Annotated in this window: 3 protein-coding genes; all 3 read right to left on the bottom strand. The window is 70.4% G+C overall.

Going from position 1 to position 14663, the window contains the following annotated elements:
* Positions 1-19: 19 nt before the first annotated feature.
* From EX20_RS13785 to EX20_RS13775, 3 genes are read right to left on the bottom strand one after another with little or no spacing between them, the layout of a single operon-like run.
* The gene (locus EX20_RS13785; RefSeq protein ID WP_072465498.1) at positions 20-9124 is read right to left on the bottom strand and encodes a non-ribosomal peptide synthetase; all 9105 of its coding nucleotides are present in this window, start codon (positions 9122-9124) and stop codon (positions 20-22) included.
* Positions 9121-13050, bottom strand: coding sequence for a non-ribosomal peptide synthetase (locus EX20_RS13780; RefSeq protein WP_034193897.1), 3930 nt, complete (start codon positions 13048-13050; stop codon positions 9121-9123). Before EX20_RS13780 ends, EX20_RS13785 begins: the two co-directional genes overlap by 4 nt.
* On the bottom strand, positions 13038-14654 hold the full coding sequence (locus tag EX20_RS13775; RefSeq protein WP_034193896.1) for an MBL fold metallo-hydrolase: 1617 nt from the start codon (positions 14652-14654) through the stop codon (positions 13038-13040). Before EX20_RS13775 ends, EX20_RS13780 begins: the two co-directional genes overlap by 13 nt.
* Between the last annotated feature and the right edge of the window lie 9 nt (positions 14655-14663).

Raw genomic sequence — 14663 nt, 5'->3', positions numbered from 1 at the left:
TCGCCACGGACGGCGCGCATCAGGTCTTCTCCTCGATCGCGGCGTCGGCCGTGACCGCGGGCGCGGCCGTGCGCTTCAGGCGCAGGCCGACCCGCACGCGCTCGCCGCCCGCGGGCGCATCAGAGGAGAGCGCGATGCGATCGATCGGCATGGCCGGATCGCGACGGAACGCGTCGTGGATCGCGAGCAGCCGGTCGCGCATCGCGGCGATGGTCGCGGCGCGGAACAGGTGCGTGTTGTAGATGAACTGGATCAGGTGCGTGCCCGCGCTTTCGACGACCTGGAACGACAGATCGAACTTCGCGGTCGTGTCGGGCGGCGAAACGTCGGTGATGCGCAGGCCGGACTGCGGCGCCGGCATCGACACGTGGTTCGCCTGAATGTCGAAGACCGGCGAATGGTTGGCCGGCGTGCGGATTTTCAGATCGTCGAGCAGCGCGTCGAACGGATAGGACGCGTGCTCGAGCGCCTGCGTCGACGCCTGCGCGACGGCGTCGATCACGTCGGCGACGGTCGCGGTGTTGCGTACCGGAACGCGCAGCACGACGGTGTTCAGGTACGGGCCGATCTGCGGCTCGAGCTGCTCGCGGTCGCGTCCCGCGGACACGCTGCCGATGACGATGTCCTCGCGCCCCGTGTAGCGGTGCATCAACACGCAGAACGACGCGAGCAGCACCGTGTAGAGCGACGTGCGGTGCGCGCGGGCGAGCGCCGCGAGGCCGTCCGCCTGGGGCTGCGACAGCGCGACTTCGAGCGTCTGCCCGGCATGGCCGAGCCGTTCGGGCCGCGGAAAGTCCGCCGCCAGTTGCAGGCGCGGCAGCGGCGGCGCCAGTTGCTGGAGCCAGTACGCGCGATGCGCGGCCGCGCGCGGGCCGGCGACGCTCGCGTTGTGCCACGTGGCGTAGTCGCGGTACTGGATCGACAGCGGCGGCAGCGCGCGCCCGTCGTAGAGCGCCTGCAGATCGTCGGTCAGCACGCGGATCGACCACGCATCGGAGATCACGTGGTGCATGTTCAGCAGGAGCAGATGCTGGGTCGGCGACAGCCTCATCAGCTTGACGCGCAGCAGCGGCCCCGTGGCGAGATCGAACGGCTGCTCGCTTTCCGCGCGAATCAGCGCATCGATCGCGTCCGGCCCGGCGTCGGCCGCGAGCGCCGCATGCTCGACGCGGAACCCGGACGCGTCGCGGCTCAGGATGCGTTGGCGCAGCTCGCCTTCGCTCATCGCGAACACCGTGCGCAGGCTCTCGTGGCGATCGACCAGCCGGTCGAACGCGGCGACGAGGCGCGCCGTGTCGACGGCGCCGTCCAGCTGCAGCGCGCCTGCCATGTTGTAGGTCGACGGGTCCGCGCTGCGGCTCGCGAGCCAGATGCGCTTCTGCGCGCGGGATACCGGATAGGACGCTCGTGCGGCGAGTGCCGGGATGAGTGCGTCGTCGGCGGCGTCGCCCGCGGGCGACGAGGCGAGCTTGCGCGCGAGGGCGCGCGGCGACGGCGCATGGAAGATGTCGGCCACCGCGACGTTCAGTTTCAGTTCGCGGCGGATCCGGCTGACCATCTGGATCGCCTTCAGGCTTTGGCCGCCATGCTCGAAGAAGTCGTCGTCGACGCCGGTCGGCCGGTGGCCGAGCACGTCGGCGAAGATCCGCAGCAGCGCCGCTTCCACCGGCGTCTGCGCGTCGGCGGGCGCGCCGGCCGGCGCCGCAGCGGCTTCCGGCAGCGGCAGCGCCGCGCGGTTGATCTTGCCGTTCGGCATCACCGGCAGGGCCGGCAGCAGCACCACCGCGTCGGGCACCATGTGCGCGGGCAATTGCTCGCGCAGCGCGTCGCGCACGCGCTGGGGCGTCCAGCCGGCGTCCGATGCACCCGATGCACCCGCCGCGCCGGCCGCATACGCGGCGTACGCGCACAGCGTCTTGCCCGCGTCCTGCGTGTCGCGCGCGACGACGACCGCGTTCGAGATGCCGGCGAGGCCGGTCAGCGCGGCTTCGATTTCGCCGAGCTCGATCCGGTAGCCGCGGATCTTGACCTGGAAGTCGCGGCGGCCGAAGAAGTGGAGATTGCCGTCGGCCCCGAAGCAGCCGATGTCGCCGGTGCGATACAGGCGTGCGCCGGGTTCCGGGCTGAACGGATCGTCGCGGAACACCGCCTGCGTGCGCGCTTCGTCGAACAGATAGCCGCGCCCGACGCCCACGCCGCCGATGCAGATTTCGCCCTTGACGCCGACCGGGCACGGATTCATGTCGGCGTCCACGACGTAGAGGCGCAGGTTCTCGATCGGCCGGCCGATCGGGATGGCCGGCAGCGTCGGCGCGTGCGTCATGGCGTAGTGCGCGACGGAGTCCGACGCTTCGGTCGGGCCATACGCGTTGATGAGCCGCACGGCAGGATTCAGCCGGAACCACGCCTGCGCGGTGGCCGGCTGCAAGGTCTCGCCGATCGTCAGCAGCGTGTCGAGGTTAGGGAAGGCCGGCTCGGCGTGCTGTTCCAGTTCCTCGACGAAGGTCGCGAGATACGACGGGACGAACTGCATCGCCGTGATGCGGTCGCGACGGAGGCAGTCGATCAGGCGCGCGGGCTCGAGAATGACGTCGTCGGGATAGATCACCGTCGTGCCGCCCGACGCCAGCGCCGCGAAGCACTGCCACACCGAAATGTCGGAGCAGTGCGACGCGGTCTGCGCCACCGCGCTGTGCGCGCCGAGCCCGACTCTGCGCGCCATCGCGAGCACGTGATTGAGCATGCCGCGATGCTCGACCATCGCGCCCTTCGGCTGCCCGGTCGACCCCGACGTGAAGATCACGTAGGCGAGGTCCGCCGGGCCGGCGCGCGGCGTGCGCGGCGGCGCGTCGCCGTCGCGGTGCGCGGCATGCGCGGGGTCGACGAGCGGCACCGACGCGAGCGCGGCCGGCGGCCGACGGTCGGCGCCGACGATGATCGAAGGGCGCGCCAGCGTCAGGATCGTCTCGACGCGCTGGGCCGGATAGGCCGGATCGACCGGCACGTATGCCGCGCCGCATTTCCAGATGGCGAGGATCGTCTCGAGCATCAGCGGCGAGCGCGGCATCCACACGGCGATCCGGTCGTCCGCGCGCAGCGGCGCGGCCTGCATCAGACAGGCGGCGATCCGGTCCGCGCGTTCGACCAGCTCGCCGTAGGTGCGCACCTCCGTGCCGCAGCGCACCGCAATCCGCTCCGGGTGGGCGGCTGCGACGGCCTCGATCAGTTCGGGCAGCGTGCGGTCGGCCGGAACGGGCGCGCCGGTATCGTTCCAGCCGTGCAGGAGCGCGTCGCGCTCGGCGGCGGGGAGGAGCGGGATGCTGCGGTTCGGGCGATCCTGCGCGCCGGCCAGGCCGACGAGCAGCGTTTCGACATGGCGCAGCAGCCGCACGATCGTGTCGCGATCGAACCGCCCGTCGTCGTACAGCGCCTGCAGCGACAGGCGCTTGCCCGGCGTCACGACCAGCGTGAGCGGGTAATTGTTCGGATCGGACACGTCGAATGCGCCGATCCGCAGGCCCGGCAGCGCATCGGCCAGCGCCTTCTCGACCGGATAGTTCTGGAAGATCAGCAGGCTTTCGAACAGCGGCACGCCGGGCGGCAGGCCGGCGAATTTCTGGATGTCGGCGAGCGGATGGTGCGCATATTCGTCCTGCTGCGCGAGATCCGCCTGCAGCTGGGCGAGCCATGCGGAGGTCGGACGCGCGTCGATTTGCACCCGCACCGGCAGCGTGTTGATGAACAGCCCGACCATCTCGTCCGACGCCGACAGCGACGCCGGGCGACCGGACACGATCGTGCCGAACACGACGTCCGATTCGCCGCTGTAACGGCTCAGCAACTGCGCCCACGCGCCCTGCGCGAGGGTGTTGAGGGTGATCCGGCTGGCTCGCGCGAACGCGACCAGCCGCTGCGTGTCGTGCTCCGACAGCAGCAACGGCTCTTCGACATAGGCGCCCGGCGCGGCCGTGCCGTCGAGTTCCGGCTGGCCCAGTACGAGCGGCGTGGTCGCCGGGAAATCGGCCAGTTTCGCCTGCCAGAAGCGTTCGGCGGCAGCGGTGTCCTGACTTGCGAGCCAGCGCACGTAATCGCCGAAGGCCGGTGGCGGCGCGACGTCGGCCGCTGCCTGATACGCGGCGGCCACTTCGCTCAGCAGCCGCGCGGAGCTCCACCCGTCGAGCAGGATGTGGTGATGGCTCCAGTGGAACCGCCATGCCTGATCGGCGAGGCGGAACAGCGCGACGCGGAACAGCGGCGCCTGCGTGAAGTCGAAGCCGCGCGCCCGGTCCTGCGCCACGTAGGCGTCCCAGCGCCGTTGCGCGTCCGCGGCGGATGCCGCGCGCAGATCCTCGTCGTGCCACGGCAAGTCGATCCGGCGATGCACGACCTGCACGGGACTTTCGGTTTCTTCCCAGTGAAACGAGGTTCGCAGGACGTCGTGTCGCTGCGCCACCGTCTCCCATGCGCGGCGGAAGCGTGCGACGTCGAGCGCGCCGTCGATCCGGAAATTCAGGCTGCTGAAGTACGCATCCGACTCGGGTTCGTACAGGCCGTGGAACAGCATGCCCTGCTGGGTCGGCGTCAGCGCGTAGACGTCGGCGATCTCGTCGGCGGCGAGCGCTGCCGGCGCCGACGCCGACAACGCGGGCGACGCGGCATGTGCGGCGACCAGCGCCTCGAGCGCCGCGACGTACGCATGCGCGACGCGCCGAATCGTGTCGGCGTCGTGGCATGCGCGGCTGAATTCCCATGCAACGTGCAGGCGATTGCCCGCGACGTACGCGTTCACGTCGAGCAGGTGCTCGCGCAGCTGGTCCGGATGGCGGCCGTCGCCGCTCGGCTCCGCGGCCGGCTGCCAGTCGCGTGCGGCGGCGAACAGCTGGTCGGTCTGGCCCAGGTAGTTGAACAGCAGCGCCGGCTGCGGCAGCGGGCCGTCGAGGCGGTCCTGCAGCAGGCCGTAGCCGATGCCGCCATTCGGCACCGCACGCAGTCGCGCCTTGACCGACGCCACCAGTCGCGCCGGATCGCGCACACCGGCATCGGCGCTCAGCACGACCGGGAAGATCGACGTGAACCAGCCCACCGTGCGCGAGATGTCGAGCGCGTCGATCAGCTCCTCGCGCCCGTGCGCTTCGAGATCGACCAGCACGTCGGCGCAGCCGCTCCAATCGCCGACCGCGCGCGCGAGCGCCGCCAGCAGCAGGTCGTTGATCTGCGCGTCGTAGGCGCGCGGCGCGGCGCCGAGCAACGCCGCGGTGGCGGCCTCGCCGAGTTCGACGACGATCGTCTCGGCGGACGACACGGTATTGGCGGCGGCCGGCGCGGCGCGATCGACCGGCAGCCCCGGCTGCCTGCCGCGCGCGACGGCCTGCCAATGGGCGAGATCGGCGTCGGCGGCGCCGGAGCCGGCCCACGCCGATATCGCCTGCGTCCATGCGGTCCAGGTCGCGCTGCCGCCGGCGAATTCCAGCGCCTTGCCGTTGCGCAGCCGCGTATAGGCGTCGTACACGGTTTCGAGCAGCGCGCCCCACGACACGCCGTCGACCACCAGATGATGGGCGATCAGCAGCAGACGCAGCGAGCGGCCGCCATCGAGGCGCAGCAGATCCGCACGCACGACGGGGCCGTGCGCGAGATTCAGGCTCGCATGCGACTGCGCGACGTTGTGCGCGAGCTCGTCGCGCACAACGTCGAACACGCCGACCGGCACCTCCTGATCGTCGACGACTTCCTGAAGCCAGCCGGCTTCGCCTGCGCGAAAGCGCAGCCGCAGCGCGTCGTGCCATCGCACCGCGTGCCGCAGCGCCTGACGCAGCAGCTGCGGGTCGAGGTCCGCCGGCACGTCGAGCAGCACGGCCTGGTTGTACTGATCCGCATCGGTCTTGCGCTGCGCGAAGAAGCGCTGCTGGATCGGCGTCAGCGGCAGCGGGCCGGACGACGCGACGAACTGCGCGGCGGCCGCTGTGCCGAGCGTGGCCACGGCGGCGAGCTCGGCGACGGTCGGATGCTGGAACACCAGCCGCGTCGTGATCTTCAGGCCGGCCCGGGCCGCCAGCGACACGATGCGCATGCTGAGGATCGAATCGCCGCCGAGCGCGAAGAAGTTGTCGTGGATGCCGGGCGAGGCGATGCCGAGCGCTTCGGCCCAGATGCCGCACAGCAGCGTCTCGGTGCGCGTGCGGGGCGGCGTCGGCGCGTCGGCGACGGCGGACCGCCGCGACCGGTCCGGCGCGGGCAGCGCCTTGCGGTCGATCTTGCCGTTGCCGCTGAGCGGCAGCGCGTCGAGCACCACGTAGACGCCGGGAACCATGTAGGCCGGCAGCGTGGCGGACAGCGCCGCGGCGATCTCGGCGTCGCCGAGCGACGCGCCGTCGCGGAACGCGACATACGCGCACAGCGCGGCGCGACCGTTCTCGTCGCGATAGTCGAGCGCGGCCGCCTGGCGGATCTCCGGAATCGCGGCCAGCGCGTTGTCGATCTCCCCGAGCTCGATCCGGTAGCCGCGGATCTTCAGCTGGTGGTCGCTGCGGCCGTGCAGCACCAGCGTGCCGTCGGGCAGATAGCTGCCGATGTCGCGCGTGCGGTACAGGCGCACGCCGCGCTGCGGACGGAACGGGTCCTCGACGAACACCTCGCGCGTGGCGGCTTCGTCGTTCAGATAGCCGCGCCCGACCGCGACGCCCGATACGCACACTTCGCCGGGGATCCCGATCGGGCACAGGTTCATCTGGGCGTCGACGACGTACAGGCGCACGTTGCGCAGCGGCTTGCCGACCGGCACGTACGGCGTGGTCGGCGCACTGGTCATGCGGTGCTGCGCGACGTCGTCCGACGCTTCGGCCGGGCCGTACGCGTTCGACAGCGCGATGTCCGGGAACAGGTCGAACCACCGTTTCACCAGCGCGGGGCTCACCATCTCGCCGGTGACGAGCAGCTCCTGCAGATGCCGCATCGACGCCGGCCGTTCCGACGCGCGGTCGAGCACGGCCGACAGATACGACGGCACCAATTCCAGGATGCTGACGCGGGCGGCTTCCAGATAGTCGACGAAACGCGCGGGATCGCGGATGCAGTCGTCGTCGACGATCACGGTCCTGCCGCCGACGAGCGGCGCCGTGAAGAACTGCCAGACCGAAATGTCGAAGCAATGCGGCGCCGTCTGGGCAATCACCGACGACGCCGTGATCGACAGCGCGTCGATCTCGGCGAGCATGTGGTTCAGCATGCCGGCGTGCTCGACCATCGCGCCTTTCGGCTTGCCGGTCGAGCCGGACGTGTAGATCACGTAGGCGAGGCCGTCGGGCGACACCGGGCGGCCGAGGTTGTCGTCGTCGACGTCGGTATCGCCGCCGTCCGCGTCGAGCGACACGACCGGCGCGATTACGGCCAGCTCAGGCGGAAGGAGGCCGTCGCAGGTGATCACCAGCGCCGCGCCGGAGTCTTCGAGGATGGTGCGGATGCGGGCCGCCGGATAGTCGGGGTCGATCGGCACGTACGCGGCGCCGCATTTCCAGACGGCGAGGATCGCCTCCATCAGTCGCGCCGACCGCTGCATGCAGATCGCGACCAGCGTGTCGGGCCCGAGTTCGGCGGCGGCCAGCAGGATGCGCGCGGTGCGGTTCGCGCGGGCGTTCAGTTCGGCGGCGCTCAGCACGCCGTCGCGGTACTCGACCATCGGCCGCTCGGGATGCTCGGCGGCCGCCTGCTCCAGACGGTGCACCACGGTGCGCGCGGCGTCGAACGGCACGGCGGTGTCGTTGAACACGTCCTGCAACCGATGCCGCTCGGCGTCGGGCAGTATCGGCACGCGGCCGAGCAGCCGGCCCGGATCGGCCGCGAACGCGTCGAGCGTCGCGGCCACGTGGCCGAGCATGCGCTGCATCGCGTCTTCGTCGAAGCGCCGCGGGTCGAACGACAGCTCCATCTTCCAGTCGTCGCGCGCCGTCACCACGAACTCGAGCGGAATGTCGGCGCGGTTGTAGAGCTGCACCTCGTCGACGGCCAGCCCGTGCGCGCCGTGCGCGAGCGACGCGTCGAGCGGGTAGTTCATGAACGTGACGTTGCTCTCGAACAGCGGCGTCGCCGCCGGCACGTCGCTGCAGCGCTGGATGTCGGGCAGCGGCGTGTGCTCGAACGGCGCGCGGGCGGCCACACGGGCCTGGATCATCTTCAGCCACGGCACCAGCGGCTGCCGCGGATCGACGCGCACGCGCACTGGCACCGTGTTGATGAACAGGCCGAGCATGGTCTCGATGCCCGGCAGATTGACGCCGCGCCCCGACACGACCGCGCCGAACACCACGTCGGTCTCGCCGCTGTAACGCGACAGCACGAGCGCCCAGGCCGCCTGCGCGAGCGTGTTCAGCGTGATGTGATGACGCGCCGCGAACTGCCGCAAGCGCGCACTGAGATCGGCCGACAGGTCGGCCTGCACCTGTGCGAGACCCTGGCCGAAGCGCTCGCTCGCGCCGGCGCGCGCCGCGTTCGGCAGCGGGGTAGGCGAGCGGAACCCTTCCAGATAGCGCTTCCAGTATTGCTGCGCGGCCTGCGGGTCGCCCTGCTGAAGCAACTGGATATAGTCGCGATACGGGCGCACCGGCGCGAGCGCGGGCGGCGCGCCGCGCAGCAGCGCGCCGTAGACGTGGAAGATCTCCTCGATGACGAGCGACAGGCACCAGCCGTCGGCGAGGATGTGATGGTGGCTCCAGCTGAACAGATGGGCATCGTCGGCGATGCGCACCAGGCGGCAGCGCACGAGCGGCGCGCGATCGAGCGCGAAGCCCTCGGCCAGATCCGCCTCGAGATGCGCGCTCCAGCGCGCGCGCTGTTCGCGCTCCGGCACCTCGCGCCAGTCGTCCTGCACCCACGGCAGCGTGGCGTGCGCATGCACGACCTGCATCGGCTTGTCGACTTCCTCCCAATGGAACGACGTGCGCAGCACCGGATGCCGATCGACGAGCTGCTGCCATGCGGCATGAAACGACGCAGGATCGAGGCTGCCGGCGATCCGGCAACTGAGCTGGTTGAAGCTGCTTCGCGAGCCGGGCGCGTGCACGGCATGAAACAGCATCGCCGCCTGCATCGGGGAGAGCTCGTAGATATCGGCGATGGTCGGGGATGTCACGATTTGATCCTTGAGACGAGGGCGTCCAGCGCGTCCTGGCTGATGCGCGCAGCCGGAAAGTCCGACGGGCTGAGCCCGTGCTGTCCGTCGCGGGCGGCCGCGACGATCGACAGCAGGCGGCTGCGGTAGCACTGCGTGAGCCGCTCGACGATGTCCGGCGCGCAGCTCGCGCCGTTGTAGTGCCAGGTGAGGCGCAGGCGCCCGTCGAACACCATCCCGTCGATTTCGAACAGATGGCCGCGCCGTGCGCGCGGGCTGTGTTCGGGGCTCTGGAAATCGAGCACCGGCTTCCAGCCGGTGTCGTCGCCCAGCACGCGATCGACCTGACCGAGATAGTTGAAGCGCACGGGCGCCGGCGGCTGCCGCTCCAGCGCGGCCGCGACGCGCGGGTCGCGGCCGAGGTAGCGCGCGATGCCGTAGGGCAGCCCGCGCAGCGGCACGGCGCGCAGCTGCTCCTTGACGGCGCGCAGCGCCTCGACGGCCCCGGTCGCGTCGCCGGCGTCGAGGTACACCGGATAGTGCGCGGTGAACCAGCCGATCGTGCGCGACGTGTCGACGCCGTCGAACAGCGCCTCGCGGCCGTGGCCTTCGAGATCGACGACCAGCGACGCGGTGCCGGCCCAGTCGCCGAACGCGAGCAGCAGGGCCGTCAGCAGGACTTCGTTCACCTGCGTGTTGAACGCGCGCGGCACGTCCTGCAACAGCGCGAGCGTGTGCTGCGGGTCGAGCTCGACGACGGCCGTGCCGGCGTCGGCGACGGTGCCGACCGGCATGTCGTCGAAGCACGCCAGCGCGTCGACGTTCCGCTGCAGCCAGTAGTCGAGCCCGTCGAGCCCCTGTGCGCCGAGCGCGGCGACGCGGGTCGACCAGTCGAGCCACGACGTCGTCTTCGGCGGCAGCGCCACCGCTTCGCCGGCGTCGAGCTGTCGGCACGCCGTGTACAGATCCTCGAACAGCACGCGCCACGACACGCCGTCGATGACCAGATGGTGAGCGACGACGAGCAGGCGTTGCGGCGCGTCCGGTTCGAACTGGAACAGATGCGCGCGCAGCAGCGGCGGCGACGACAGCGCGAAGCCCTGCTGCATGTGCGTGGCCGTGTCGAGCATTGCGGCGTGGCGGGCGGCGGCCGGCGCGCCGACCAGCGACGTGACGCCGAGCGGAATCGCGAGCGGCGCCGCCGCGTGCGTTTGCCGCCACGCGCCGGCGACGCACTCGAAGCCGAGCCGAAGCGCGTCGTGATGCGTCGCGACGGCCGTCAGCGCGCGTTGCAGTACGTCGGGCCGCAACGTCGCCGGCACTTCGATCATCGTCGACTGGTTGTAGTGGTGCGGGTCGGCCACGTCCTGCGCGAAGAACCAGTGCTGGATCGGCGTCAGCGGCGCCGGCCCGACCACCGGCTCCTGCGCGGCGCGCAGCGGCGGCGCATCGACGACGACCTGCGCGAGGCCCGCAATGGTTGGATGCGCGAAGAACTGGTCGGCGGTGAATTTGAGGCCGACCTGCTGCGCGAGCGACATCACCTGGATGAGCAGGATCGAGTCGCCGCCCAGCTCGAAGAAATTGTCGTGCACGCCGATCGGCGCGCGGCCGAGCACATCCGACCAGATCCTGCCCAGCCGCGCTTCGACGTCGTTGGTCGGCGCGGCGTACGCGGCGTCGGCCGGCCCCGGCCCCGGCGCGGCGTCGAGCGCGTCGAGCGCGGCAAGTGCGTTGCGATCGGGCTTGCCGTTCGGCGTCACGGGCAGGCGTTCCAGCGCCACGATCGACGCGGGCACCATGAAGGCGGGCAGATGTGCCCTCAAGTGCTCGCGCAGGCTCGCGGCGCTCGCCGTCGCCGGGGCGACGCAGGCCATCAGCTGCTTGTGCTGCGCGGCGTCCTCGCGCACGAACACGATCGCGTCCGCGACGTCGGGATGCTGCCGCAGCGCCGCTTCGATCTCGCCGATCTCGATGCGGTAGCCGCGGATTTTCACCTGCGTGTCGCGGCGGCCGGTGATTTCCAGGTTGCCGTCCGGCAGCCACACGCCGAGGTCGCCGGTGCGATACAGGCGCTCGCCGGGTTCGAACGGATGCGCGACGAACGCGGCGGCCGTCAGGTCGTCGCGGCCGAGATAGCCGCGCGCCAGCGCGACGCCCGACACGCAGACCTCGCCCGTGCAGCCGTCAGGCGCGAGCGCGCCGTGCTCGTCGAGCAGGTACAGGTGCGTATTGCTGATCGGGCGGCCGACCGGCAGACGGCTGCCGTACGCGATCGCGGGATCGACCACGTAGTCGGCGATACAGACGGTCGCCTCGGTGGGGCCGTACGAGTTGTGGCAGATGCGGGTACGCGCCAGCTCGCGCAGCTCGGCCGCGCGCGCGGCGTCGCCCGCGCTGATCACGCGTTTCACGGTGTCGAGCGCGCGCCAGTCGAGCGCGGCGAGATAGGCCGGCGTCGCGTTGATGGTGGTGACGCCCTGCTGCGCGACGTATTCGACGAAACGCGGCACGTCGCGGATCACGCTCGGTTTCGCCAGCACCAAGCGCGCGCCCGCGAGCAGCGTGACGAAGATCTCCATGATCGAGCCGTCGAACCCGGGCGAGTAGAACTGGACGAAGCGGTCGTCAGCGTCGAAGCCGAACGCGTCCACGTGGTACCGCGCCATGTTCAGCAGCCCGGCGTGTTCGAGCACGACGCCCTTCGGTACGCCCGTCGAGCCGGACGTGTAGATGACGTACGCCGCATCGTCGGGCCGCACGTCGGCCTGTGCCGATGCCGATGCGGGCTCGAGCGTGTCGAGCTGGAAGTCGAGCGCGAACATCGGAATCGCCCAGAAGTCGGCGAGCAGGGACAGGTGTTCCGATTGCGTCAGCAGCGCTTTGACCTTCGCGTCGTCGATCATGAAGCGCAGCCGCTCCGGCGGAAACTCCGGGTCCAGCGGCAGATAGACCGCGCCGGCCTTCAGCGCGCCGAGCAGACCGACGATCCAGCGGACCGAACGGTCGGCCACGACGCCCACCACGTCGCCGCGTTCGATCGCGTATTCGGCGCGCAGGAACTGCGCGAGCCGGGACGCCTGGTCGTCGAGTTCGGCATAGGTCAGCGCCGCCTCGGCGCTCGCGACGGCGATGCTGTCCGGCGCGGCGGCGACCCGCTGCGCGAACTGCTCGAGGAAGGTGCCCCGGACTGCGACGGGCGCCGCATGCGCACGCAGGCGCGCGCGCTCGGCGTCGTCGAGCAGCGACACGGTGTCGAGCGGCGCGTCCAGCGCGCCGAAGCCGGCCACGACGTTGCCCAGATGGCGTGCGAGGTGCCGCAGATAGTGCAGCGTGAACACCGTTGGCCGGCCCGTCAGCACGATCTCGTAGCTCGCGCGGCGTCTGATCTCGATCGACAGGTCGTAGTCCGCCGCCGCCCACGCTTCGTGAAGCCCGTCGAAGCGCACGCCGACGTTGGTCGTGCGCCGTTCGCCGTGCAGCTGGTGCGCGAGCGCGGCCACCGGAAAATCCTGATACGAATAGCTGCGCTGCACCGTGTCGCGCAGCTGGTTCAGATACGCGCGAACCGTCGGGCCGGGCTCGATCGCGTCGAACAGCGGCAGCGGATCGGTCAGATCGCGTGCGGCCGCGGCGACGAGGCCCGGGGTCTCGACGAACGCCGCGGACGTGTCGCCGTAACGGGCCAGCACGCGGAACAGCGCAGCCAGCAGCACGACGAACGCGCCGAGCTCGTTGCCGGCGGCGAGCTTGTCGAGCGTGAGCGACGCGTCGCCGTCGAGCGCGTACGTCAGTTCCGGCGCGGGGCCGAGCGGCAGCGCATAGGCTTGCCACGCCTGCTGCAGCCGGAAGTCCTCGGCGCTGCGGCCGAGCGCGTCGCGCCAGAACGCCGCGTGTTCCCGGTATTGCCCGCTGGTCGACAGCGCATTGAGATTCAGTTCTGACAAAGCACGATCTCCCTCGTCCCGTACAGGATTTCCGACGCGATGCCCTTGGCCTTGCAGTGCGCGACGAATTGCGTGGACTGGACGTGGCTGGGCGAGTTTTCGTCGAAGGTGTTGTCGAGCAGATGGTTCAGCCACGGCTCCTGACCCATCGCATAGACGTACGCCGCGTTGAACGCGAAGTCGTCCACCAGTGCGGCGGCCTCGCCGAACTGGCAGCCGCGCGCGCGGCGCGACTGGTCGATGTCGCGCGGCAGCGCGTGCGGAAACAGCGGGCCGTAGACCCACGACGGCGGCGCGCCTTCGGTCTCCATCCCGACGAACAGCGTGTCGGGCTTGCCGACCAGCCGGAACACGTGCTCGTAGAGGCACGGATCGAGGTTGCACGAATCGGCGATGCACAGCGCCGAGCGCGAGCCGAAGCGGATCATGAAGCTCTGCTTGCTCTGGATCGCGAGGTCGTTGTGTTCGCCGAGGAACGGAATGGCCGTGATGGCGCCGCCGGGCAGCGGGATCTCCTGCGCGTCGCGGACTTCGAGCACGTCGGCGAAGCCGAGCTTGCGCAACGCCAGTTGCAGCGACGGATCCTGCGGAAAGCCGTCGAGGTTCCTGCCGACCACCACGGTCTTGATCTTGTGGCGAAGCTGCAGCAGCGTTTCGAGCACGATGTGGTCGTGATGGCTGTGCGTGATGAGCACGTAGTCGATCTGGTCCGGCAGGTCCGCGAACGTATAGCGCGGCAGCGCGGTGTCGTAGCCGTAGCTGATCGCCGGGTCGATCAGGATGCTCACGCCGCGGCTCTGGATCAGCAGGCACGCATGGCCGTAGTAGCGGATCCGGATGTCGTCGCCGTCGAACGAGCGGTCCGGCTTCGGCGCCGGCGCCTCCTCGACGAAGAACGAGCGGAACAGCGGCTCGTCGCGTTCCTCCACGCGCATCAGGTCGACGATCTTCGCGTAGCTGGCGGGCGTCTCGCGCATGCGGAACAGCGCGTCGAGCGCGGGCTCGTCGAACGCCATGTCGCGGAACAGCGTGCGCTCGTCGCCGAGCCGTGGCGTGCTGAGGATGAACGGCCGCGGCGTGTGTTCCTCGATCGCCGACAGCGCGATGCTCTGCGCATCGCGCGCGTAGAACGGGCTCGCGTACAGCAGGCTTTCGAAGATCCGGAAAGACGGGTTGTGATTCAGGTCGTAATAGATCTCGACGTAACCCTTCAACACGTCGGGAAGCGCGCGATAGAGCGGGTCCGAGGCCATCCCCTTCGCCTGGTCCAGCAGCAGCGCGGAGAACGCCTTGTAGGCCTTCGCCAGCTCCAGCTGGCGGGTCGCGCGGCGCTCGGTCTGCTCGATCAGCGCGCGGATCTCGTCGACGCGCTTGCCGTCCAGATCGAGGAACGGGCCGCCGCGCATCGCGGGGTCCTTGCACGCGGCCGCGTGCATCAGCGGCGATGCGGCGTACGACTTCAGCAGCGGCAGGAACCGCTCGGCCACGTTGAGCGCGGCGGTCAGCGGCGGCAGCGTGTGGAACCACGCGTACCAGCTGTTGATCAACGGTTCGAACTGGATGTTCTGTCGCAGGTAGACCTGCGTGTTGGACGAAATGGTCAACGAAGGCTC

The sequence above is a fragment of the Burkholderia sp. WP42 genome (assembly GCF_000745665.1).
Classification (GTDB): domain Bacteria; phylum Pseudomonadota; class Gammaproteobacteria; order Burkholderiales; family Burkholderiaceae; genus Burkholderia; species Burkholderia vietnamiensis.
Note: the sequence above shows the minus strand (reverse complement) of the source record. Positions and strands in the feature narration are given on the sequence as shown.